Origin of the sequence: Psychromonas sp. KJ10-10 (assembly GCF_047323245.1) — a bacterium.
GTDB lineage: Bacteria > Pseudomonadota > Gammaproteobacteria > Enterobacterales > Psychromonadaceae > Psychromonas.
In genome coordinates this window covers 2,259,205-2,283,882 of the sequence record NZ_CP178826.1, presented here as the reverse complement: position 1 = coordinate 2,283,882, position 24,678 = coordinate 2,259,205, and the positions used below count along the sequence as shown (strand labels likewise).

The 24,678-nt window shown below is 37.5% G+C and carries 21 protein-coding genes and 5 pseudogenes; 7 read left to right on the top strand and 19 right to left on the bottom strand.

Features of this window, described 5'->3' with window-relative positions; translation table 11 throughout:
• The 4 genes and pseudogenes from ACLKMH_RS13235 to fadR form a co-directional block, all read right to left on the bottom strand.
• Nucleotides 1–1,533: pseudogene (locus tag ACLKMH_RS13235) on the bottom strand (DNA translocase FtsK); the annotation flags it as partial.
• A 380-nt stretch (nucleotides 1,534–1,913) separates the two neighbouring features.
• Nucleotides 1,914–2,360, bottom strand: coding sequence for a DNA translocase FtsK 4TM domain-containing protein (locus ACLKMH_RS13230; RefSeq protein WP_413698595.1), 447 nt, complete (start codon nucleotides 2,358–2,360; stop codon nucleotides 1,914–1,916).
• Complete coding sequence (locus ACLKMH_RS13225) at nucleotides 2,344–2,496, bottom strand: DNA translocase FtsK 4TM domain-containing protein (RefSeq protein ID WP_413698594.1); 153 nt, start codon at nucleotides 2,494–2,496, stop codon at nucleotides 2,344–2,346. The genes ACLKMH_RS13230 and ACLKMH_RS13225 overlap by 17 nt, the downstream gene beginning before the upstream one ends.
• A gap of 38 nt (nucleotides 2,497–2,534) precedes the next feature.
• Nucleotides 2,535–3,245 carry a fatty acid metabolism transcriptional regulator FadR gene (fadR, locus tag ACLKMH_RS13220; RefSeq protein WP_413698593.1) on the bottom strand — a complete coding sequence of 237 codons (711 nt, stop codon included), beginning with the start codon at nucleotides 3,243–3,245 and terminating at the stop codon, nucleotides 2,535–2,537.
• Between the two features lie 206 nt (nucleotides 3,246–3,451).
• On the opposite strand from fadR, the gene dsbB reads away from it, so the two are divergent.
• A complete protein-coding gene (gene dsbB, locus ACLKMH_RS13215) occupies nucleotides 3,452–3,967 on the top strand; it encodes a disulfide bond formation protein DsbB (protein WP_413698592.1) in 516 nt (171 codons plus the stop codon).
• Nucleotides 3,968–4,135: 168 nt separating this feature from the next.
• On the opposite strand, the gene ACLKMH_RS13210 is transcribed toward dsbB, so the two are convergent.
• From ACLKMH_RS13210 to leuC, 4 genes and pseudogenes are all read right to left on the bottom strand, one after another.
• Entirely contained in the window at nucleotides 4,136–4,564 is a 429-nt protein-coding gene (locus tag ACLKMH_RS13210) for a DUF3010 family protein (RefSeq protein WP_413698591.1), read from the bottom strand.
• A gap of 13 nt (nucleotides 4,565–4,577) precedes the next feature.
• The gene (locus ACLKMH_RS13205) at nucleotides 4,578–6,107 is read right to left on the bottom strand and encodes an alpha-isopropylmalate synthase regulatory domain-containing protein (RefSeq protein WP_413698590.1); all 1,530 of its coding nucleotides are present in this window, start codon (nucleotides 6,105–6,107) and stop codon (nucleotides 4,578–4,580) included.
• 173 nt (nucleotides 6,108–6,280) lie between these two features.
• Complete coding sequence (leuD, locus tag ACLKMH_RS13200; protein WP_413698589.1) at nucleotides 6,281–6,901, bottom strand: 3-isopropylmalate dehydratase small subunit; 621 nt, start codon at nucleotides 6,899–6,901, stop codon at nucleotides 6,281–6,283.
• A 10-nt stretch (nucleotides 6,902–6,911) separates the two neighbouring features.
• A pseudogene (gene leuC / locus ACLKMH_RS13195) lies at nucleotides 6,912–8,308 on the bottom strand (3-isopropylmalate dehydratase large subunit).
• Between the two features lie 437 nt (nucleotides 8,309–8,745).
• On the opposite strand from leuC, the gene ACLKMH_RS13190 reads away from it, so the two are divergent.
• The 3 genes and pseudogenes from ACLKMH_RS13190 (at nucleotide 8,746) to ACLKMH_RS13180 (ending at nucleotide 11,217) form a co-directional block, all read left to right on the top strand.
• Complete coding sequence (locus tag ACLKMH_RS13190; protein ID WP_413698588.1) at nucleotides 8,746–9,252, top strand: hypothetical protein; 507 nt, start codon at nucleotides 8,746–8,748, stop codon at nucleotides 9,250–9,252.
• Entirely contained in the window at nucleotides 9,188–9,856 is a 669-nt protein-coding gene (locus ACLKMH_RS13185) for an HRDC domain-containing protein (protein ID WP_413698587.1), read from the top strand. Before ACLKMH_RS13190 ends, ACLKMH_RS13185 begins: the two co-directional genes overlap by 65 nt.
• Before the next feature lie 9 nt (nucleotides 9,857–9,865).
• Nucleotides 9,866–11,217: pseudogene (locus ACLKMH_RS13180) on the top strand (AmpG family muropeptide MFS transporter).
• Between the two features lie 15 nt (nucleotides 11,218–11,232).
• On the opposite strand, the gene ACLKMH_RS13175 reads toward ACLKMH_RS13180, so the two are convergent.
• The 5 genes and pseudogenes from ACLKMH_RS13175 to pomA all read right to left on the bottom strand — a co-directional run bounded on the left by ACLKMH_RS13175 (nucleotide 11,233) and on the right by pomA (nucleotide 16,696).
• Nucleotides 11,233–13,161, bottom strand: coding sequence for an EAL domain-containing protein (locus tag ACLKMH_RS13175; RefSeq protein WP_413702343.1), 1,929 nt, complete (start codon nucleotides 13,159–13,161; stop codon nucleotides 11,233–11,235).
• Nucleotides 13,140–13,766: a 7TM-DISM domain-containing protein gene (locus ACLKMH_RS13170; protein ID WP_413698586.1), complete on the bottom strand. Its 627-nt coding sequence runs from the start codon at nucleotides 13,764–13,766 to the stop codon at nucleotides 13,140–13,142. Before ACLKMH_RS13170 ends, ACLKMH_RS13175 begins: the two co-directional genes overlap by 22 nt.
• 120 nt (nucleotides 13,767–13,886) lie before the next feature.
• Nucleotides 13,887–14,738 (bottom strand): PA4780 family RIO1-like protein kinase, encoded by an 852-nt coding sequence (locus tag ACLKMH_RS13165; RefSeq protein ID WP_413698585.1) that lies wholly within the window; start codon nucleotides 14,736–14,738, stop codon nucleotides 13,887–13,889.
• A gap of 173 nt (nucleotides 14,739–14,911) precedes the next feature.
• A pseudogene (locus ACLKMH_RS13160) lies at nucleotides 14,912–15,926 on the bottom strand (flagellar motor protein MotB).
• Nucleotides 15,926–16,696 (bottom strand): flagellar motor protein PomA, encoded by a 771-nt coding sequence (pomA, locus tag ACLKMH_RS13155; RefSeq protein ID WP_413698584.1) that lies wholly within the window; start codon nucleotides 16,694–16,696, stop codon nucleotides 15,926–15,928. The pseudogene ACLKMH_RS13160 and the gene pomA overlap by 1 nt, the downstream one beginning before the upstream one ends.
• 357 nt (nucleotides 16,697–17,053) lie before the next feature.
• On the opposite strand from pomA, the gene xseB reads away from it, so the two are divergent.
• The 3 genes and pseudogenes from xseB to dxs all read left to right on the top strand — a co-directional run bounded on the left by xseB (nucleotide 17,054) and on the right by dxs (nucleotide 20,085).
• Nucleotides 17,054–17,290 (top strand): exodeoxyribonuclease VII small subunit, encoded by a 237-nt coding sequence (gene xseB, locus ACLKMH_RS13150; protein ID WP_413698583.1) that lies wholly within the window; start codon nucleotides 17,054–17,056, stop codon nucleotides 17,288–17,290.
• A 133-nt stretch (nucleotides 17,291–17,423) separates the two neighbouring features.
• The gene (ispA, locus tag ACLKMH_RS13145) at nucleotides 17,424–18,188 is read left to right on the top strand and encodes a (2E,6E)-farnesyl diphosphate synthase (RefSeq protein WP_413698582.1); all 765 of its coding nucleotides are present in this window, start codon (nucleotides 17,424–17,426) and stop codon (nucleotides 18,186–18,188) included.
• Nucleotides 18,189–18,224: 36 nt separating this feature from the next.
• A pseudogene (gene dxs / locus ACLKMH_RS13140) lies at nucleotides 18,225–20,085 on the top strand (1-deoxy-D-xylulose-5-phosphate synthase).
• A gap of 2 nt (nucleotides 20,086–20,087) precedes the next feature.
• Here the strand turns inward: dxs and ACLKMH_RS13135 are convergent.
• The 6 genes from ACLKMH_RS13135 to ACLKMH_RS13110 all read right to left on the bottom strand — a co-directional run bounded on the left by ACLKMH_RS13135 (nucleotide 20,088) and on the right by ACLKMH_RS13110 (nucleotide 24,544).
• Nucleotides 20,088–20,537 carry a hypothetical protein gene (locus ACLKMH_RS13135; RefSeq protein ID WP_413698581.1) on the bottom strand — a complete coding sequence of 150 codons (450 nt, stop codon included), beginning with the start codon at nucleotides 20,535–20,537 and terminating at the stop codon, nucleotides 20,088–20,090.
• Nucleotides 20,492–21,724, bottom strand: coding sequence for an ABC transporter substrate-binding protein (locus ACLKMH_RS13130; RefSeq protein ID WP_413698580.1), 1,233 nt, complete (start codon nucleotides 21,722–21,724; stop codon nucleotides 20,492–20,494). The genes ACLKMH_RS13135 and ACLKMH_RS13130 overlap by 46 nt, the downstream gene beginning before the upstream one ends.
• A 4-nt stretch (nucleotides 21,725–21,728) precedes the next feature.
• Nucleotides 21,729–22,211, bottom strand: a complete 483-nt coding sequence (locus ACLKMH_RS13125) for a phosphatidylglycerophosphatase A (RefSeq protein WP_413698579.1) — start codon at nucleotides 22,209–22,211, stop codon at nucleotides 21,729–21,731.
• Between the two features lie 28 nt (nucleotides 22,212–22,239).
• Entirely contained in the window at nucleotides 22,240–23,244 is a 1,005-nt protein-coding gene (gene thiL / locus ACLKMH_RS13120; protein ID WP_413698578.1) for a thiamine-phosphate kinase, read from the bottom strand.
• A gap of 3 nt (nucleotides 23,245–23,247) precedes the next feature.
• A complete protein-coding gene (gene rluF / locus ACLKMH_RS13115) occupies nucleotides 23,248–24,156 on the bottom strand; it encodes a 23S rRNA pseudouridine(2604) synthase RluF (RefSeq protein ID WP_413698577.1) in 909 nt (302 codons plus the stop codon).
• Between the two features lie 103 nt (nucleotides 24,157–24,259).
• Nucleotides 24,260–24,544 (bottom strand): hypothetical protein, encoded by a 285-nt coding sequence (locus tag ACLKMH_RS13110; protein WP_413698576.1) that lies wholly within the window; start codon nucleotides 24,542–24,544, stop codon nucleotides 24,260–24,262.
• Nucleotides 24,545–24,678: the final 134 nt, after the last annotated feature.

Sequence of the window (24,678 nt, the reverse complement as noted above, 5' to 3'; positions counted from 1 at the left end):
TTAATCCTTAACAGGTGGTGGCGCTAACACGTCACGACTACTATTCGCGCCAGATGGTGCACTAATCACCCCTTGAGCTTGCAATTGATCAACCAAACGTGCAGAACGGTTATAACCAATTCTAAATTTACGTTGGATACTCGAAATCGAAACTTTGCGTGTTTCAGTGATAAAAGCAACCACTTCATCAAACAGTGCGTCAATTTCATTGTCTCCTTCCGCTTCTTCGCCTGGTAATATAGTATCAAGTGTTAAATCACTTTCTAAAATATCCTTAATATAATTTGGCTCACCGCGTTTCTTCCAATCTGCGACCACTTTATGTACTTCATGATCATCAACAAAAGCGCCGTGCACACGTGTTGGTACCCCTGCTCCGGTGGAAGATACAACATATCACCATGACCAAGTAATGTTTCCGCACCCTGCATGCCTAAAATAGTACGAGAATCGATTTTACTTGAAACTTGAAATGCTATTCGAGTAGGAATATTAGCTTTGATTAGACCGGTAATAACATCTACCGATGGACGTTGTGTTGCAAGAATAAGATGGATACCCGCGGCACGTGCTTTTTGAGCAATACGCGTGATTAACTCCTCACATTTTTTACCGACAATCATCATCATGTCAGCAAATTCATCAACTACTACAACTATATTTGGTAATTTTTCTAAATTCGGGGCAGTCATATCCATGCTGTCGCCCTCTTTCCAGATAGGGTCAACTAATGGCTCACCGTTTTCAATCCCTTCCTTAACCTTAGCGTTATAACCCGCCAGAGTTCTTACACCAACAGCAGATAATAATTTGTAACGACGTTCCATTTCACCCACACACCAACGCAATGCGCTGGCGACCTCTTTCATATCGGTAACAACTTCTGTCAACAAATGAGGAATGCCCTCATAAACACTTAATTCCAACATTTTAGGGTCAATCAAAATCATACGCACATCTTCAGGTGCTGATTTATACAATAAGCTCACTAGCATACAGTTGACACCAACTGACTTACCCGAGCCAGTTGTACCCGCTACTAATAGATGAGGCATTTTGCCTAAATCAACCACCACAGGTTTACCTGAAATATCAGCTCCTAACACCATAGAAAGTGGCGATTTAGCATCGGTAAAGGCTTTACTACCTAATACCTGTGAAGAGTATACAATTTCACGATGCTTATTAGGTAATTCCAATGCAATAACCGCTTTACCAGGGATTTGATCCACCACACGTACACTCATTGCAGAAAGTGCTCGGGCCAGATCTTTTTCTAGACTGGTAATTGTGCTGACTTTCATGCCTGGCGCTAAGGCAAGTTCAAATCGAGTGATAACTGGCCCAGGTAAAACATTAACTACGTCGGCTTTAATTTTAAATTCTAATAATTTCGATTCCACCAAGCGAGCGTGCTGTCTGTAAATCTTCTTCAGAAACAGGGTTTGTCGCTTTATTAGGGCGATCTAATAAATCAATACTTGGAAACGGGGCCATATCTTTATCTATTTTGCGCTTGATCGCTGGACGAGCATGCTCAGGAAGGTGAGAGAAATCTGGCACAATTTCTGGTTCATCATCAACAAGACTTTCTTCAGGTTCTAAATCTGAAAAATCAATCGCCTGTATTTCTTCATCGGCTTCAAAATCATCCCCAGCAAAAACGAAGTCATCAACCTCATCTGAGTCATCATGACTAAAGGGAGCATCAATGTATTGATCGTCAATATCAGTGTCTAATGGTGAAGTTTGAATATTAATATCTTGTTGTGGTTCTTCGGGTAAAACTACCTTTGTTTTTTTAGGTTTTTTGCTTTTTTTACTTCGACTAATGGTTGTTCATCTTCAGAGTCTTCTATCTCTTCAAGTTCCTCTAACTCTTCTTTTTGTTCCTTTCGAGAAGTTAAATAGCGCTACAACGAGAAAATGCTAACAATACATTTAATTACCAAGGCGCCTAAACCATCCACTAAACGCAACCATGAAACGCCCAATAAAAGTGTTGTTCCAGAAATTAAAAGGGTTAACAATACCAAATTCACTGCTAACAAACTGAAAAAACCAAGCATGCTTTGTGCAATCACATCACCTATCAATCCACCTGAAGGATAATAGTGAAAGTCATTAAAATTTAATGAAGCCAAACCAGATAAACTAGCAATAGTAAAAATAAATCCAATGATACGTAGGCTTAAGTTTAAATAATCAATATCTAGGGTGAATTTAGGCTTCCAAAATAATACCCAAGCGAGAATTGAAACAATAAATGGTACGGTATAGGCTAATAACCCGAAGAAATAAAACAACACATCCGCAGTCCAAGCTCCAACACGCCCTCCCTCATTATGAATGGCGAGCAACCCATTGCTGTTGAGACCAGCTTGGATCAATAGGTGAAAATGAAAGCAGAGATAAAGAAATAAAAACCGCAAGAAATAGAGTTAAAATCACCCCTACCTCAAATAATTTTTGAACACCTGATAGGTGATTAATCATATTTTTTTAACAAAAGAAGCCTCAATCGGAGAATATTATTAATCAAGAAAATCAGCGGGTAATTGATGGCGCAAGCGCAACCAAATTTTACCACTGGCAAAGGCAGAATCACGTACAATTTGCATTATCTGTTGTATTTCACCTTTTTCTAATACAGCTTTAATGTCAGCATAAAAGTTAAGCGCAATCGAACGCGCCTCATTATTAGAAAAATAAAATATACCTACTTTACGATACAAATCTTGTAGCCCATTTAAAATTAACACATAAATCATATTATTTGATGACACCGCGACTTGATGATAAAAACGATAATCAAACTCTGTAAACTCTTCGCTACTAGCATCAATAGAGGGTATGTTTTCTAAAAAAGCCAATACCGTCTTATTATTGTTTTTAGCCGCCATGCGTAAAATAATGCTACTTATGTTGGTGCGAACAGACATTAACTGATCGATAAAGTCACTACGTCGATTAACATCTAAACGCGTTAATGTGCTTAAAATATTTAACCCCGACGTTTCCCAGAAGTCGTTAACTTTAGTTGGCTTACCATGACGAATAGTTATCCAACCATCCTTTGATAATCGTTGTAACACTTCGCGCAATGTAGTGCGTGTTACACCTATTTTATCAGCCAAAAAACGCTCTGCAGGTAACTCCGAATTTACTTCAATTGAGCCATTCCAAATTGACTCGATTAAATATTGTTCTGCAACATCGGCGGGTCCTTTTGCTTTCATGATCATCTATCTGCTTATCCGTTTTTTATAATTAAACTACCTGTATGATAACACAGTAATCCTGAGTGAAAAGATGATATATTTCAAGGACAAATATTCTAAAATATAATGCTTAAAACTATATTAACTGACAACAATATTTGATATAAGTTTGAAATTAATACACTGTTAGTGGTACAACTAGCAATCTTCATCATTTCTAGGAAAAAATTGTGTTATCTAATTTAAAAAGCCTTTCCACACGTCGAGCGCCCTGGCTACTTCTTGCCTTTAGTGCATTTGCCTTAGAACTTTGTGCGCTTTATTTTCAACATATCATGAAACTCGAACCCTGCGTGATGTGTGTTTACGAAAGAATTACCATGCTTGGCATCGTTGTAGCAGGTTTAGTTGGCTCGATTGCCCCCCAAAACATCATCATCCGTTTACTTGCCTTTGGATTATGGGCATTAAATGCGGTTTGGGGATTGTTATTAGCAATGGAACACACTGATTACCAATTAAATCCTTCGCCTTTTGCTACCTGTGACTTTTTCCCTAACTTCCCAAGTTGGGCACCTTTACACGAGTGGCTTCCGTGGTTATTCAACCCAACTGGTAATTGTGCTGATATTGTTTGGCAATTCTTTGGTTACTCAATGCCACAATGGCTAATCGTGAGTTTTGCGATTTACTGTGTTTTATTTATTATTATTGCAGTCACAGCTCTTTTACCAGCTAAGAAGTAATTTTTACAAAGCCTAAAAAAAGGGCTTTCAAATGAAAGCCCTTTTTAAATTCAATCTAGTTCCCACAGTCTCTGTGGGAATTCATGCCTTTTACTTATTATCGTTCGGTACACATTGCTTCTATGCATTACCACGCAGAGCGTGGGAACGAGGGTAAAACATGTAAAACTAAGACTGCTGTTCTAGATAGCCAAAAGCAGTTAGCATAGCTTGCTCTTGGAATTTCTTCAATCCAAGCTCAACGGCTGTTGGCGTATTTTGTGCCTTAGACAAGCCACCTTTAATATATGCAGAAGAAATAACATGTACATTAATATCTGCTAATAACTGTAATGCCCCTTCAATTTTGAAGCTCAAAGCACTACCGGCAAATTTACCTTTTAACTCGCGTTGTTTAATAACAACAGTATCAACTTTGTAATCCGTCATTAACTGTTTAAAGTCAGATTGAAACTTCTTTAATGGAACAGTATTAATCGCATCAACTAAACTAAACTTATTTGCACGTACAACAGGTACATCATATAAACCATCTTTTAATTGCATAATTGCGATAATAGCTTCGTTACCAACTAGCTCTACGCCACATACTCTCATTTTTTTACCTTCTCTATTTTGTGTGCATTTTTAAATTGATCATACGTAATGTCGCACCAATACCTGCAAGTACTTGGTTTGCATTAACACCACGAGTTGTAATTTGTTCACCATTATCTAACCATGTCACTGTACACTCAGTCAATGCATTGGTTTTTCCGCCTGGTGGAATACGTAATTGGTAATCTATCAGCTCAGGGAAAGTGAATTTACTTTTATCTAACACTTTTTTCATTGCACGGATAAAGGCATCAAAACCACCATTACCGCTACCACTGGTTTTGTAAATTTTTTGATTAACACGCACGCGGATACTTACTGTTGACTCTAAATCTAATCCTGAGTTGATTGAACAGTTTAACAATTCAACATAGTTATATTCATTACGCTCCAACAAATCCGCAATAATGAAAGGTAAATCATCAGCGCTTATTGTGGCCTTTTGATCCCCTAGACGCACTATGCGTTGTAATAATTTTTTCTGTTGTTCTGCTGTTAAATCAATATCCATCGCCTCAAGATTTTTCGCTAATGAGGCCTTACCACTCATTTTACCTAGGGCGTAACTGCGCGAACGAGCAAAACGCTCAGGTGTTAAAGCAGAAATATATAAGCCGCCTTTTTTATCACCATCAGCATGAATACCACTGGTTTGTGTAAACACATCGGCACCAACAATTGGCGTATTATCTGCGCAACGTTTTCCTGAAAAGCTTTCAACTAATTGACTTAGTGTATGAACTTCCTTTTCATCAATATTTACCTTAACGTTCAGCTTATCTTGTAAAACAACGGCTACTTCTGCTAACGATGCATTACCCGCTCTTTCACCTAAACAATTCATCGTACAGTGGATTGAAGACACCCCTGCTTTTACTGCAAACATTGCATTAGCAGTGGCAAGCCCGTAATCATTATGTCCGTGGAAATCAAATTTTAAAGATGGAAAGCGTTCTACCATATCAGTTAAGCTATCAAAAACTTCATCGGGAGACATAACACCTAAGGTATCGGGTAACATAAAATGATCAATGCCTTCACCTTGAAGTTTAGTGATCATTTCATAAACATATTCAGGACTATCTTTATAACCGTTAGACCAATCTTCAAGGTAAATATTAACGTTTAATCCTTTTCCTTGCGCATATTTAATGGTTTCTTTCACTTCAACAAGGTGTTCATCTAAGGTTTTACCAAGTTGTTCACTACAATGCTTCAAACTGCCTTTTGTTAACAGGTTTAATACTTTGCCACCCGCTTCAACAATCCAATCAACACTACGCGTATGATCAACAAACCCTAACACTTCGATACGTTCAACCAGACCTTCCTGTGTTGCCCACTCATTAAGTTGTGCAACGGCTTCTTTTTCACCATCTGAAACACGGGCAGAAGCCACTTCAATCCGATCAACGTTTAATTTTTGCAACAATGCTTTAGCAATACTTACTTTTTCTGCGGGAGAAAATGAAACACCTTGTGTTTGTTCGCCATCACGTAAAGTGGTGTCCATTAATTCAACAGTTAATTGTCGCTCTGCCATTGTGTTACTCCGTCATTACTTTAAATAAAATTTATTGCGATTATTATTCAGCATAAATCCATATTGCAATAAGCTCTATTGATAAAAAAGGTGCACTAAGTGCACCTTTTAACAAATATTTTTTCTAGAATTAAATCAGTGTTTACAAATAACAGCGATTTAAATACTAAAAATTAAGCGCTAGGCCAAAGCCAAGGTAATTTCTTTTTGTTTGCTTCTTCGTATGTCGCGATTTTATCAACGTGAGTTAATGTCCAACCGATATCATCTAAACCTTCAACTAAAGATTGTTTACGGAAAGCATCAACTTCAAAGTTAATTTCTAAACCACCTGGTGTCGTTACTTTCTGTTCAACTAAATCAACAGTAAACTCAACACCTTCATTTGCAGAAATTTCTGCCATCAGAGTCGCTAATTCTTCTTTGCTAACAACAATTGGTAAAATGCTGTTTTTGAAGCAGTTACTGAAGAAAATATCTGCAAAGCTAGTTGAGATAATAGTGTTAAAGCCGTAATCAGCAATTGCCCATGGCGCATGCTCACGCGATGAACCACAACCAAAGTTTTCACCAGCAACTAAAATTTTAGCGCCTTGGAAAGCCGGTTTGTTTAGCTCAAAGTCAGGGTTCGGAGTGATGTTATCAGCAAGAAAACGCCAGTTATGGAATAAGTTAATACCAAAACCAGTACGCTCAACTTTTTTCATAAAGTTTTTAGGAATGATTTGGTCAGTATCAACGTTACTACGATCCATTAAGGCGACGATACTTGTATGTTTAATATATGGTTGCATTATCTAGTTCCTATTTCCAATCACGAATGTCAACGAAATGGCCTGCAATTGAAGCGGCCCCAGCCATAGCAGGTGAAACAAGGTGAGTACGACCACCTTTACCTTGACGACCTTCGAAGTTACGGTTTGAAGTTGATGCACTACGTTGTCCATCTTTCAACTCATCGCCATTCATTGCTAGACACATTGAACAACCTGGATCACGCCATTCCCAACCCGCATCAATAAAGATTTTATCTAAACCTTCTTTTTCTGCTTGTAATTTAACAGGGAAAGAACCAGGTACAGCAATTGCTTGAACACCTTCAGCAACTTTTTTACCTTTGATGATATCAGCTGTTGCACGGAAATCTTCAATACGGCCATTTGTACAAGAACCAACAAAAACGATATCAACATGAATATCAGTAATTTTTTGGCCTGCAGTTAGGTTCATGTATTTTAGTGCACTTTCACATGCTTGAGCTTTAACTGAATTATCAAAATCAGATGGTGCTGGAACCGCGCCTGTTACCGAAATAACTTGCTCAGGAGATGTACCCCAAGAAACTTGTGGTGCAATGTCTTCTGCTTTTAATACGATAGTTTCATCAAAAGTTGCGCCTTCATCGGTTTTCATTGATTCCCAATGTGCAACTGCTTGATCCCAATATTCTTCAGAAGGAGCAAATTCACGACCTTTTAAGTAATCGTAAGTCACTTGGTCTGGTGCAACAAGACCAGCACGCGCGCCCGCTTCGATTGCCATGTTACAAAGGGTCATACGCCCTTCCATCGTCAGTTCTGTAATTGCTGAACCAGCAAATTCCATCACATAACCTGTACCGCCAGCAGTACCTGTTACACCAATGATTGCTAATGCAATATCTTTTGCTGTTGAATATGCAGGTAATTTACCTTCAACTTTAACAAGCATTGTTTTTGCTTTTTCTGTTGTAATGTCTGAGTTGCCATAATATGTTCAACTTCAGAGGTACCGATACCAAAGGCTAGTGCACCAAAGGCACCATGTGTTGCTGTGTGGCTATCACCACAACAAACAACCATACCCGGATGAACAAAACCATGCTCAGGTACAACGATATGGATAACACCATTTTGGTCGCTGTCCATACCATAAAGGTTGATGTCGTTTTCATCACAGTTAGATGTCATTGTTTCAACTTGTTTTTTTGCAATAGCATCAACAATGTTATAACGATCTTTGGTAGGAACACAGTGATCAATAGTACCTAGAATGCTGTGTACGTTACGCACAGAACGATTTTGCAGGCGTAAACCTTCAAAAGCTTGTGGGCTTGTTACTTCGTGCATTAGGTGTCTGTCAACAAACAGAAGCGGTGATCCTGATTCTGGTTCATGAACTAAGTTCGCATCCCAGATTTTTTCATACATAGTTTTAGTCATTGTTTTCCTTACCATGCTAAATGCATTTAACTAATTGCTAGACAATTCACTGAATTTGATAGAAACTAAATGATAATGACTATCAAAAAGTTGCTTATGTGTCTCTAAAAGCCGATATTCTAATTGAAAGGCGACAATCTCACAAGATGGAGCCTAAAAAATCCCCTCTATTACTTCTTTTTAAGCATATTTCCTTATTATTAATAAAACATAAAGGTTATTAGTGCATCATTTATAATAATAAATGGATGATTATTTAATAATTCCGTAGTATTAAGCTTGTTGATTTTTCGAGTGTATCTTAACAACAGCCTGCTATTTTTCACACAAAACTGAGCTAATAGCATATTATCCGACATAAGCTCGTAAAAATAATCAACAAACTTTGCCCTATGGGCGGATGTAACAACATACCTTAGATTTTTCCTGGAGAAGTAATGCAATTCGAGATGATTACCCAACAAGCACAACTAAACGACTTTATTACTTCCATTGATAATACGCCAATCAGCCTTGATACAGAATTTGTTCGCACCCGTACTTTTGTTGCACATCTTGGTTTATTACAGTTTTCCCAAAACGAAAAAATCACATTAATCGATCCCATTAGCATTCCTGATTTATCTGAATTTTGGCAGGCCATTGATAACAAAGATCTGATTTTACATGCCAGCAGTGAAGATTTAGAAATCATTCGTCAGCATAAAAAAGATTTAAATTTTAACCTTTTTGATACCCAAATTGCCTGTGCATTTTTAAACTTCGGTGCCTCTCTAGGTTACGCCAACATGGTTGAGACGCTAGAGGGGATTGTTGTGGATAAGGGAGAGTCACGGACCGATTGGTGCAAACGCCCTCTAAGTGAAAAACAAGTTAACTATGCGACAGACGGATGTATTGCATTTAAAACCCTGTTTAGAAAAATTAACGGCTCAATTAATTGATAAAGGCATGTACGAATTCTTTAAAGAAGAATGTCAAACAACCTTAGATCTTAAAATGAAAAAGGTAGACCCGAATAAAGCTTATAAATCACTTAATAATTTATTTAAGCTAGACAGGGCAGGTTTGGCTGTTATTCAAAAATTAGCAAAATGGCGATTAAAAACCGCACAAGCACGTGACTTAGCATTAAACTTTATCGTCAAAGCCGATAACCTTTGGTTATTAGCACATTACAGACCAACAACTGTTGATGATCTTCGCCGTTTAAATTTACCCCATAGTGAAGTTCGTATTCATGGCAAAGCGCTTTTAAAAATAATTAATACCGTTTTAAGTCAAGATCCAGAAACATACCCTCCCCTAGTAACTCGATTAGTTGATTTTCCCGCCTATAAAAAGACGTTGAAATCAATGCGTGAAACGATTCAAGCCTGTGCCGATGAAAATCAAATTCCCGTTGAATTGATTGCCTCAAAACGTGTTATCAATGAGTATTTAAGTTGGTCATGGAAACTAACCGCAGAACAACGTAACAAAGCAGAAAAACCTAAACTATTAACAGGTTGGCGTTTAAAGTTAGTTGGTCATAAATTTAAGCAATAAGGCAAAAACATGGCACACATTCAAACCTGGTTAGAAAGTTCTAAGATTTACTTGGAAAAACGTGTAGCAATCCCTGTTCTTCCTGGGTTTTTCCGCTGGATTACCCATTCTTTTAGTTTTTTCGACACTTTCATTCTGGCTTCGAGAGTCTGGAGTGAGTCGTGCTAGCATCGGATTTTTAGCTGGATTGCACTCGCTTATGCATTCAAATGGGTATGGGCCCCCTTTGTAGACCGTTTATCCATTCCTATTCTCACCCAGTGGTTAGGTCGTCGACGAAGTTGGTTATTACTTTCGCAAACAGCGATTACTTTGGCTCTTATTGGTATGGCAATGAGTGATCCACAGATAAATCTAACTTTATTCGCTATTTTTGCCTTGATTGTGGCCTACAGCTCCGCAACACAAGACATTGTTATTGATGCCTATCGCATCGAATCCGCACCTGAAAAATTTCAAGCGACCTATGGCAGCCTTCCTACATGACAGGTTATCGATTAGCAATGATCATGGCTGGCGCGGGCTCACTGGCAATTGCCGCTTGGGCAAGCCCTACTGACGCTTATTTATTAAGTGCTTGGTCTTTGTCTTATTTTGTGATGGCCGGATGCATGTCTGTTGGTATCATTACTACCTTTATATGCCATGAACCTGAATACCAAGATAAATACCAAGAAACACAAAAACAAATTGAAAATAAACTGCAAGATCATAATTTACCAAAACTATTAGCGCGCTTTGTTGCATGGTTAGACATTGCCGTAATAACGCCCTTTAGTGATTTCTTTAAACGTTATGGTAAACATGCTTTATTGATTTTGGTATTAATTGGTACATACCGTATTTCAGACATAGTAATGGGTATTATGGCTAACCCATTTTATGTTGATATGGGATATACAAAGGGTGAAGTGGTCGCCATTTCTAAAGTGTTTGGTGTGATCATGACACTTGTTGGTGCTGGTCTCGGTGGTATTTTATTAACTCGCTACAGTACCTATTCGATACTCTTTTTAGGTGGGTTTTTAGTGGTTGTTACTAACCTTATTTTTGCCATTCTTGCTTTTGTTGGTAAAGATTTAATGTTATTAACCCTGATTATTTCACTGGATAATATGAGTGCAGGTATCGCAACCACCGCCTTTATTACTTATATATCTAAGTTAACTAATATTGAATTTTCAGCCACACAATATGCTTTATTTAGCTCCATGATGTTACTTTTCCCAAAATTTATCGCTGGTTTTTCAGGTGTATATGTCGATGGGTTTGGATATGTTAATTTCTTTATTGGCTCTGCATTAATTGGTGTTCCAGTATTAGGTTTAATCATGTTATTAAGAAAAATCATTGATGAATAGAAGCTAGATAATTCTTTAAATGACTGGATTTTTATAATTATCTAGCCAAGTAAGATAGGCATCAAAGGGAAGTGGTTTGCTGTAATAATAGCCCTGTACTATATCACAGCCACTTTCCAATAGTTTTTGCTCAATCGCTTTTGACTCCACTCCTTCAGCAACCACTTTCAGTTTTAAATTTTTTGCCATTTCAATGGTTGCTTTAACAATGGCGAGATTACGAGAGGAATGATCAAGATCTAAAATAAAGGCTTTATCTATTTTTAACTCATCAAATTTAAGCTGTGAAATATAATTTAACGAAGAATACCCCGTCCCATAATCATCAATCGCAACATTAATACCTAATTTACTCAACGAATTCATTAAGCTATCTAAGGCTCTAAAATCAGTGACCATCACTGATTCTGTTAATTCAAAGGTGATCATATTCGCTGGGATATTAAACTCTTTCAATTTCCCCTCAACATAAGGCAATAGATGAGAAAGACCAATATCTTTACCACTTATATTAACTGATATCTTTTGTGCTAAGTCAGAATGTTTTTGTAAAATTTCTACTTGCCTAAAGGCTTGTTCAATAACCCATAAAGTGAGTTCATTGATAAGTCCTGTGTCCTCTGCCACACCAACAAAAAGTTCAGGAGAAATAAAACCATGCTCAGGATGTTTCCAGCGTAATAATAATTCCGAACCGTAAATCTCTCCTGTTTTTAAATCAATCTGTGGTTGATGATAAAGATTTAATTCATTTTCACGAATCGCTTGTTGAAGATCGCAAGCAAGCTTGAGGTGCTCTTTAATATTTAACACTGCTAACTCGTGATAAAAATGAACTTTTTCCTCTTCTTTATTTTGTTCTATCGCAAGACGAGCATGCTGAATAAACTCGTTTGCAACCGTCTCTTTTATATTGTTTGTACTAAAGCAAATACCCATATTTGTTTTTAATTCAATTAATAAACCATCTAGTTGTATTTCTTTGCTAATTTTGTCTTTTAAATGTGTCATAAAATTAACGATTTCTTGCTTAGATTCGCTATCAAAAATAAACATCAGTTGTCCATCGGCAACTTTGGCAAGTTTTATCGGGTATTTTTCATTATCATTAATACTATGTACTTTCCTTTCATAAACGAGCATAGGCGTAATATCATTAATAACCTGTCGTTCTAACGTTAGCAGTGCATTGGTGGAAAGATAAGGTGCTAGTGTAGAATAATTTTTGATATCAATTAAACAACTCGAAAACACCCTCTGCGCTTTTAATAAACTTGAGATGTAGGTTTCTAATAAAGTTTGATTTGGTAACCCAACCAGTATGTCATGCGTTGCATGATAGATGACCTGTTCTTTTTGATAACGCATTCTGGCGACTAATGCCATTGCCATTAATACAATTTCAACAAGAATAGAGATCAAAAACATATGATGTGATAAGAAGCTATATTTAATTTTGCCGGTCAATACAAGTGGTTGCATAGCAACTGAAATCAGTAAAGGTACCCAAGAATAAATATATAATATTTCCCATTGCACTCCTTCACGCATTTTAGTGATAAGTAAAATAAAGCACACCGCAAGTGCTAGCGGCATTAGAATAAATAAGGTTTTTGCGCTGGCATATTCAGGTAACCACAGGCTAACAATTAACAATATTGCAAAAAGAATAATGGTGAAAATTGCCAACCAAAACTTCCATTTTTTATCAATTTGGAACTTTAAGAAATAAACAAGAAATAACAATGCAAATATCACTAAAATACAATTAAGTGCGACCACCTGTTTATGAAAAACTAACTGTAACCACTCCGGGAAAATATAAAATCCATAACCCAATACACTCCCCATCAAGGCTAAGCTGGACAGAATGTAACCATTATAAATTAAATAAACAAAATCCTTAGCGGCAAAAAATAGAACTAAATTATATAATGCAAAAATAAGAGTAACACCGATAAATCCCCCCAGAGAAGGTGTTTCTTTTGCACCAAATCGCTGAAATCATTAAGGTGATAAATATGAATCGGGGTTTTAGCAATGCCTGTCGTTGCAATACGTACATATAATGTGACGTTTTCATTTGCCTCGATATCAAAGGAATAATGTGGCGTGCTTCGTTGAGAAAAAGAAAGGCCAGCTAATACGTCGCCCAGTTGTGTTGAGGTTGCACTATTATCAGATGCTTGGAATTGAAAGATGGTCAACTCATCTAACATAACATTATCAAAATGCACAGTTAGTGGCGTAAAGCCCTGCCCTTTGTTTTTAATTTCAAACTTCAACCAATAGGCATGTTGTTCAAAACTCCAAGGAATCGCGTTTAACTCAGTATCAACAAACTGATACTGATTATTTGATAATATTGTGTTTAGGGTGTCTTCAAGCGGGCTAATTAAATAACTTTGTTTAATATTAAAATCATTATCGTTGCTAATATTTTTATTAGTAGGATCGCCAACCTGAGAAGCAAACATGGCAATTATCGCTAAAATTACCGAGAAAATAATAGCAGGAATGATTTTTTGTGGAATAGATGCTATGCCCATCAAATCACCTATTTATCAAATGATGATAAATAGCATAGCATCTATAGAGAATTTTGCGCGATTTAAATTATATTTCTATCAACATATTTTTATTAATCAACGCAGTAAAGACAGCTAACATTAAGCCTCGTAGGCATCAATCCGCTGTTGATTTTCTTCATACTCAGTACGAGTCGCATTTATCTCATCCATAATATTATCAACATCTGCGTTAGCCGCTTTTTCGCTGAATTGACCTGTTAGCTGCGTATCTGCCGATAGATTTCCTGCCTCGTAGAGACTCCATATCTCTTTACCATATTGTGTTTGTGCTAATTGAGGTGCAAATTGTGAGAAATAAGTAGTCATATTATTTACATCTCTCAACAACATGCTTTTAGCATTATTATTAGCAGAGGCATCAACAGCCTGAGGCAAGTCAATAATCACAGGGCCCCATTCATCAACTAATACATTAAATTCAGATAAGTCACCATGAACAATACCCACCGTTAGCATACGCACGATATGCTGAATAATATCTAGGTAATCTTCCACGGCTTGTTCAGCCGTCATTGACACATCATTTAACCTAGGAGCGAAGAAACCCTCTTCATCGGTGATCAGCTCCATTAATAACACACCTTCAAAGCAACCATAGGGTTGAGGAACACGTACGCCTGCCGCAGCTAGTTTATAAAGGGCATCAACTTCAGCATTTTGCCAAACTTCTTCCTGTTGTTTACGACCAAATTTTGAGCCTTTCTCCATCGCACGAGCACGACGGCCACTACGGACTTTTCTGCCCTCATTGTATAAAACAGCCTGCTTAAAACTACGTTTACTTGCTTCTTTATATACTTTTGCGCAACGAATTTCTTCACCACATTGTACGACAAAAACAGTTGCTTCTTTACCGCTCATTAGTTGGCGTAACACTTTATCAACTAAACCATCATTGACTAAGGGCTGTATTCTTTTAGGTATTTTCATATTCTCTTTTTTTGTTACAAACGCCAATTTTGGCAAATTTAGTCATGTCATCAACTTTTAATTCAAGACACAGCTTGGAAAATTTCTTATGAATGAACAATCGATAGGCTGGCATTATACCTGCAAAGCTATTAAAAACCACCTCAGTAACCTGAGGTGGTTTGTCGAAACGATTACTCTTGAGAGACCCCAATTTCTTCACTTTCAGCGGCTTCACCTTGCATAATAGTGATCTCTACACGACGATTACGACGTCTTTCAAGATTATCATCACTGTCGGTTATTGGCTTAGTATTGGCGTACCCCACTACAACTAAGCTTTTACTTCGAATTTCACGGACGGTTAACATTTCATGGGCAACGGAAACTGCTCGTTGAGCAGAAAGGTCCCAATTTGAACGATATAGTTCCGACTGTATCTGTTCATTATCAGTGTGCCCTGAAATTGTTATTACCCCAGGTACATCCACTAAAACTCTCGCGACTTTATGAATGACAGGACGGAACCTTGGTTGTAAAAAGGCGGAACCAGCAGGGAATGAGCCTTTTTCTCGCACTCGAATAATAAGTTGTCGCCCAAGGGCTTCAATTTCAATAGCCCCATCTTCAATTTCTTCTCGTAACTCCTGTGCGATTTTCTTCGCCATACCATGCTGTGCAGAAACACCAGGTTGTGGCGTATATTCTTCAAGTTGCGTTTCCTGTGATTCAGTTTGTTGCTCTTGAACAGGCGCTTCTTCTTGTTGTCCCTCGGCATCCGTTTCTGACTTCGATTCAGATTTATTTTCAGCCTCAGCGTCTACTTCTTCTGGCACAGCGACTTTACGCACTTTTATATTTTCTTGGCCACCGACACGACTTGCATCACCATCCTGAAAATCCAGTTTGGCTTGGGTCATATCAACTGTTTGTTGCATGATAACTTCAATAGGAGTTGGATCGGGCCTTCCTGGGGTAAACTCCTGTGCAATAACAGAAGTCCCCTTCGGGATATCTTTAACTTCGAGTAAAGATTGCACACCAAAGGCATATTTCATCGAACCTGCGATTTGTTTAAATTTTAATACATCCATTTCAGAGAATGAAAGTAATAATACAAAGAAACACATCAACAATGACATTAAATCCGCAAAGGTCCCCATCCATGCGGGGAGTCCCTCGGGGGCATTTACACTCTTCTTCAGCCATTATTCATCACCTTCGCCACCAACAGCACCACGTTTTGATTCAGGTAAATAATTACGTAAAACACCTTCAATTACTCGTGGGTTTTGGCCGTCTTGGATGCCTAAAACCGCATCTAGAATCAAGCTACGATTCAGTTTTTCCTCTTCTGCACGTAATGTTAATTTAGCACAAACAGGCAATGCCATCATGTTTGCAACAATAGCACCATAAAGAGTTGTTAATAGTGCAACAGCCATCGCTGGACCAATCGATTTAGGGTCATCCATGTTAGATAACATGGCAACCAAACCAACCAAGGTACCTATCATCCCCATTGCAGGAGCAACATCACCAATTGTTTTAAAAATAGAAGCGCCCAATTCATGACGTGCTGAAGTTAATTTAATATCGGTTTCAAGTGTAGAACGCACTACATCAGCATCATGGCCATCAACTAACATATCAACACCTTTTTGCATAAAAGCGTTGGTTATGGTTGCTTCTTCCAGTGCTAAAAATCCGCCTTTACGTGCGGCGTCAGCCATTTCGACAGACTTAGCAATTAACTCCTCTGGTGAATCACTTTTAAACATGAAGGCTTTCATGGCTATTTTGATCGCACCAATAAACTGGGATAAGTTATACTGCATCATTACAACAAAGGCAGTACCACCAAAAACAATTAGTACAGATACCATATCCATAAACATTTCAAGCGTGCCACCCATCAACATGGCCATAATAACAAAGCCAAAGGCACCTAAAATTCCGATTATCGTTGCTAAATCCACAAAATATTCCTTTAATTATAACTTATATCAATTCGTTTAATTTAATGACCAAATATTACCCACAGAAAAGAAGCTAGTTTAATTTGCAAGTTGCTGTAAAAGACAGTTTCCCTTTACAAGACTTTCAACACAAAGATAGTTTATTTTCACCAGTAAGATTGATCACTTAGTTATTGAAATTGGTATTATTAAACCCACTGCTGTGATTATAGCTTTATATCGTCAATTTGCAGAGAATCATTAATTTAAAACATAATAATACCTAACAATATCACTGTTTATAAATAATTTATCCTCTCTTGTTTGACTTATCACCTGTGCATAGTAGTCTTGGGAAAAATTTTAGAGATTAGACACATGGCCTTAAAAAAACCAGAAAATATGCAATATGAAGAAGCAATTAATGAGCTAGAACAAATTGTTGGTCTTCTTGAAAATGGTGAACTTCCGTTAGAGGAAGCACTAAAACAATTTGAACGTGGCATTTCATTAGCACGCAGTAACAGTGAAAAACTACAAAAGGCACAACAACAAGTGTCTATTTTAATGCAAAATGATAGCCAAGCAACGCTTCAAAATTTTAGTGAACAATAAATAATATGACACAATTATCTGAGGCTATCTCATATTACCAAGAGCGTGTAAATGAGCAGACTTAGCGATCACTTTAAAGTGGCGTACCTCAACTTCTGCAAGCTTAAACGACGCAATGAAATATGGCGCATTAATGGGTGGCAAACGTGTTCGCCCTTTTTTGGTTTACGCTGTAGGTGAAATGCTAGGTTCAAAACTTGAAACATTAGATCCCCTTGCCTGTGCAGTAGAATGCATTCATGCATATTCATTGATTCACGATGATTTACCTGCAATGGATGATGACGCCTTACGACGTGGTCAAAAAACCTGTCACATTCAATTCGATGAAGCAACCGCGATTCTAGCAGGAGATGCATTACAAGCGCTTGCCTTTGATATTATTGCAACACCGATTGAAGGCTTGACTCATCAAACTCAATTAAAAATGGTCAAAACACTTGCAAAGGCTTCCGGCGAAGCAGGCATGTGTGGTGGTCAGTCCCTGGATTTAAAAGCAGAAAATAAACAGGTTGATTTGCAAACATTAGAAAAGATACATGCGGAAAAAACCGGTGCTTTAATTAAATCAGCAGTGGAATTAGGTGCACTAAGTGATGAAAGTCTTGCCCCTGAACACTACGAGCAATTACAAAAATTTGCACAGGCAATCGGTTTAGCCTTTCAGGTACAGGATGATATTTTAGATATTATTAGTGATACTAAAACACTTGGAAAACCACAGGGTTCTGACGTTGCACATCACAAATCGACCTACCCAGCATTACTCGGTTTAGAGCAGGCGATCGCAAAAGCGCAATCCCTTTATCAAGAAGCACTTCATGCTTTGTCACAATTACCTTATAATACACAGTTACTTGAATCGTTTGCCTTATATATTATAAAACGTGATAGGTAAGAACTTCCCTTTTCCTAATAAACGCGACTGATAACTATGCCTTTAGATCTTAACAATTATCCAATACTGACTAATATAAACTACCCAGAAGATCTGCGTTTATTAAAAAAAGAGCAATTACCTGAACTGTGTGATGAATTACGTCAATTTTTATTAACCAGTGTTAGTCAAACCAGTGGTCACCTAGCATCTGGCTTAGGAGTAGTTGAGCTCACTGTAGCGCTACATTATGTTTATCACACACCCTTTGATCATTTAGTTTTTGATGTTGGTCACCAAGCTTACCCACACAAAATACTAACGGGTCGTCGTGATAAAATGCACACCATTCGTCGTTTTAAAGGCTTGCACCCTTTCCCATGGCGTGAAGAAAGTGAATACGATGTGCTAAGTGTTGGTCACTCCTCAACGTCTATCGGTGCTCGCACTTGGTATGGCAATCGCGACCGAAAAAGAGCAAAAAGGACGTAAAGTTGTTGCTGTTATTGGCGATGGAGCAATTACTGCTGGTATGGCATTTGAAGCAATGAATCACGCCGGTGCAATCCATAATGATATGTTAGTGGTCTTAAACGATAATGAAATGTCTATTTCTGAAAATGTAGGCGCTTTAAATAATCACTTAGCAAAAATATTATCCGGCGACCTTTACACACAATTACGTGAAGGCAGTAAAAAAGTACTGTCTAATATTCCGCCAATAAAAGAACTTGCAAAACGTACCGAAGAACACCTAAAAGGTATGGTTTCACCAGCAACAATTTTTGAAGAATTTGGATTCAATTACATTGGCCCTATGGATGGTCATAACGTAATTGATTCAGTCGATACACTTAAAAATATGCGTAACCATTCAGGCCCGCAGTTTTTACATATTATGACTAAAAAAGGCAAAGGGTATAAACAAGCTGAATTAGACCCTATTGGTTATCATGCTGTGCCTAAATTTACACCGGATCAAGATTTACCTAAAGTCGCGCCAAGCTCTGCGACTTTTTCACAGGTCTTTGGTGAATGGCTTAACGATATGGCCGATGAAGATGATAAATTAACAGCTATCACACCCGCTATGCGTGAAGGCTCTGGCATGGTGAAGTTTTCAAAACGTCACCCAGACAAATATTATGATGTGGCCATTGCAGAACAACACGCTGTAACCTTAGCAACAGGCATGGCTATTTCAGGGTTAAATCCTGTTGTTGCAATTTATTCGAGCTTTTTGCAACGTGCCTACGACCAAGTTATTCACGATGTTGCCATTCAAAACCAAGGTGTTTTATTTGCTATTGACCGAGCAGGTATTGTTGGTGCAGATGGGCCAACACACCAAGGCGCATTTGATTTAAGCTTTCTGCGTACTGTGCCGAATATGACGATTATGACGCCTTCCGATGAGCAAGAATGTCGAGATATGCTTTATACCGGGCATTCATTAAATACCCCAGTCGCTGTTCGTTACCCTCGTGGAACAGGCACAGGAGTAAAAATTAATAAGAAAATGCAATCTTTAAATATCGGTAAAGCAAATACCCTTCGTAATGGTGAGAAAATTGCTATTCTGTGTTTTGGTACTTTATTGCAACAGGCAATTCCAGTGGCTGAAAAACTCAATGCGACCCTAATAGATATGCGTTTTGTCAAACCACTCGACACAGCATTATTAATTGAACTTGCTAAAACGCATCAAAAGTTTGTCACCATTGAAGAAAATAGTATTGCAGGTGGTGCAGGCTCGGCAGTAAATGAATTCTTAATGGCACAGAAACTTAATCGCAGTACCCTCAATCTTGGTATTCCCGATACCTTCATTGAACAGGGTAGCCAAGAAGAAATTTACCAGTTACTTCAGTTAGATAGCAAAGGTATTGAAGAACAAATCCAAGCTTACTTCAGCTAAATCTATTCCTTACTATTGGCATCATCCTTAATAGAAAGTTGATGCCAATAAGGAATTGCATTCACAGAAAAAACCTCTGTTAAATCGAATTTTTTATCCGTTGCCCAAATTTCATTCTGAGAAAAAAGTGGCACAACATAATCCTGCGATTGGTATTGATCAAATAGCTTTATCTTTTGTTGCAAGCTTAATGGTTGCCCCTCTTCTTCAAAGCGAAAGGTAAGATAAGCAGATAGAGGACTATCTTTAAAAATATTTTGATAGATATTATCCGTATTCAATAAAGATGTATGCCAATTTGAAATGAGTAAATCATGCTCAAACTGAAATTTATTCCATCCCGCTAAAGTTTCTACCTCGGTGATCAGCAAACGGATACCTACCTTCAGAAGCATATTTTTAATAGCTAAAACAACTTCTTTGGTATGTGCATTTTCATCGGATAAGACCAATAAAGTAAGCCTTTTGGCGTGGTAAGTGTATTTAATAATAATTTAGCCAACTTAGTATCATAAACAGGCTCTTTTAATCTTAAAGCATTAAGAGTTGAATTTTGAGAGATGTTAGTTTCATTTAATGGCTCGGATTCAAAGGTTCTATTTTCATGGGCAAAGGTAGCATTAGCAAAAGTATTACCAATGCTACCAGTGCCATTAAGAATATGTCTCAACATACCTGCTTGATTCAAAGATAAATGAATAGCATTGCGTACGCTATCGTCCTTAAAAAAAGCATTACTCGATTCATTAATTATCAAAGATAATGCGTTCGTCGACCTTACCTGATAAACACGTTTATCATCCAATAAATGCACAGAGTCGATATTTTGATTAGATACCGCTTCACTAATATCAATATCGCCAGCTAACAGAGCATATAAACGTGATTCTTTAGATTTCACTTTAACAAAATTTAATGATGATAAAGCTGGCGGTGTTTGCCAATAATTCTCGTTGGCATACACATTTAAATTTACACCTGGATAAAAAGCACTTACCTGATATGGCCCTGTACCCGAAAGAGGTAATCTTGTTATTGGCGGATTGACCGCAACTTGCAGTGCATTATGATCAATATGATATTTTTTATAATATTCACTATCGAGAATAAATAAATGGGTCAAATAGTCCAGTAGTTGCGCTTGAGTTAACTGCGTTTGAATATCAAATCGGTAGTCATCAACCTTTTTTATTTCAATGATATGCTGAAGCTTTCGATGCAACTGTTTATTTTTAACCGCTTCATTAAGTGACCAAATAACATCGTTACTTGTTAAAACGTTGCCCGAATGAAAGACAATATTTTGTTTCAGATGAAATCGAGTATTATTATTTTCAAGTAATTCTAATTTCGTGATTAAACGAAACTCTATTGTTTTATCTTTTCCCCAACGTATGAGCGGATCAAAAAATAAATGATGGTACTGAGAGCGAGAGCTTCGATTAACATCAGTCATTAAACGTGAAGTCGATAATGACGCCGAAGCAAAGGGAGAAAAAGAAGCAGGTAACTCTGTCACCGCAATTTTAGCTATTTGATCACTAAATGAAGGTGAAATTACCGTAGCGACTTCCACTTTAACTATCGCGCAGACAATAAATAGCGTAATAATAAACAGTTTTTTCAGTGCCCAAAACATATCTTTAACCGTAAAAATGTATCAATATTTGTAAAACAATCGCCGCAAATATACCCGCAACAATATCGTCGATCATAATACCGAACCCACCTTGCATTTTTTTATCTAACCAACTAATTGGCCAAGGTTTCAAAATATCAAATAATCGAAATAATACAAAACCCACTAATGCCCATTGCCAACTAAATGGCACCGCCACCATAGTGATCCAATAACCGACAAACTCATCCCACACAATCGCTTTATGATCATGCACCCCCATATCACGACTGGTCACATGACAAAACCAAAAACCTAATAAGCTACTCACAATTAACACGATCACATAGGTTTCAAGCGCAAGAAAAGAAAGCAAAAAATACAATGGAACAGCCGCTATGGTACCAAATGTACCGGGCGCTTTATCAGGTAAACCGCCGCCAAATCCCACGGCGCCCAAATGTAGCGGATTAGTTAATTTTAACCCTTTTAAATCGTTACGTTTCATTAATTTATTTACCTGAAGTCATTGATTATTATTTGAAGTGATCCCAACCAATACCTTGTATTTGTACTGATTGCTGTTGATCGAACAATTGAATTTTCTGTTCATTTTTTTCTACTATTTCACCAATCGCAGTTACCTTGACCGGATTAGACGATAAATGATTATGCTGATTAATCTGATGTTGTAATTGTTTAAAAGCAGATGCTTCAAGAGTAAACAACAATTCATAATCGTCCCCACCCGTTAACGCATAACGGTAAGCTTGATCCTGTGAGAGACTATTTGCTTGTATTTCTTTTTGCATTGCCACTGACAAGGGTAATTTATCTAATTGTAACCGCGTCGCACACTGAGATTTATCCGTTATATGACCTAAGTCCTGTAATAAACCATCAGAAATATCAATACAACTAGAAGCACAAGCAGATAACAAAAGACCAAGTTCAATACGAGGTTCCGTTAGCTCTAGAGCGTCTATAAAGGGTTTTGAATAATGAAGTTTAAGGTTATCTAATTTACTGGCAAGTCCTAGGGCGCCATCACCAATAACACCAGAAACACAAATAACATCGCCCTCTTTTGCCCCACTTCGTAATAATGCTTTATTACGTGGCACAATGCCCTTTGCAGAAACGGTGATTGAAAGTGGCCCCTTGGTTGTATCTCCACCAATTAAAGTCACATTGTGCTTATTCGCGAGTTCAAAAAAACCTCGAGAGAATTCACTTAACCAGTGTTGATCTACATTAGGTAATGTAATTGCAAGAGAAACCCATTTAGGTATCGCTCCCATAGCCGCTATATCACTCAAGTTAACAGCAAGAGATTTATAACCTAACCGATAAGGACAAACATCCTCAAAAAAATGCACGCCAGATACTAAGCTATCCGTTGTCACCGCCAACTGATAACCATCGGGCACATCTAAAATAGCGCAATCATCACCAATTCCATGACTCACACCTGAATCAGCATTGTTTTTATCGGTATTTTGAAAATAACGTCTTATTAAATCGAATTCGCCTAAACTCATTAATTATTTACGCTTTAACGTTAAAACACGCTTACCTGTTTTTGGCTTAGTCGTCGAAGAGGCTTTATTATTTACGAAGACTTTTTTCGATTTACCGCTATTCTTTCCGTAAGGCGTTGCTTTTGCCGGTTTAGGTGAAGCAACATGTTTAGTCGTTTTAGGTTGGGCTGTATTAACCGCTGTTTTAGAAGAACCAGACACAGCGTCATTAATTTCCTGCATTTCCTTTGCACTTAAATTACGCCATTGGCCTGGTTTTAGATTCTCTAGAGTGACATTCATAATACGAGTTCGCACTAACTTAGTTACTTCATAACCTAAAAACTCACACATACGACGAATTTGACGATTTAGACCTTGAGTTAAAATAATAGAAAACACAAAACGACTTTCGACTTTTACTTTACAGGGCTTAGTGATTGTATCGAGAATTGGTACGCCACGTTGCATGCGCTCCACAAAGCGTTCACTGAGCGGTTTATCTACCGTAACAACATATTCTTTGTCGTGAGCATTTTCAGCGCGTAATATTTTATTCACAATATCGCCATCACTGGTCAAAAAGATCAAACCCTCAGAAGGTTTATCTAAGCGCCCAATTGGGAAGATACGCTTTTTATGGCCAATCGCATTAATGATATTGCCACGTACATCTAATTCAGTGGTACAAGTAATGCCAATAGGTTTGTTATAAGCAATATAAACACGGTCTGATTTATTTTCTTCAACGGCATTAATGCGTTTACCATCAACGACCACAATATCTCCCGGTTGTACCTTAGTGCCTAATTCGGGCACCACACCATTAATTTTGACTCGATTTTGTTCAATCAACTTATCCGCATGTCTGCGAGAACCAAACCCAGAGTCACTGATGTATTTATTGAGACGTTTTTCGTTACTTGTATCCACACTGATATCCTATTAACTTTTAGCGACAGGCATTATACTTAACTCAATACTGCTTGCCCTCTTTTTATTCACTAAATTAGAGGTAATTATATTTAATTTGAAATTATTTCTGGCTACGCCACAACACTACCTTGCATTGCGTACAGGCATGATAAAATTTATTATTTTCTGGATTTTCTTTCTTGTCTTTTAAAGTTCGTTCAACCATTTCTTGATGTCCACAATGTTGGCAACACAGTGTTCCTTCCTCATTATGTGACTTTTCTATGGCTTGATATTCTTCGAAGTTAGGTAAGCTTTCCCAATCTGTTTTGCGAACAGGTTTATTTTTGATTAATGCAAAATAAATAAACACCACAATAACGCCGAGAATAATATATTCAGTCATCACTTTTCCTTAAAATTAAAATTCGCCACATAATAACAGAATGAGTACAGAATTATTTGACCGACAATAAATAGGCGACGAAATTAGTTGTTAGTGATTGGTAATTAGTAATTAGGGTGATATGCCCCCAATAC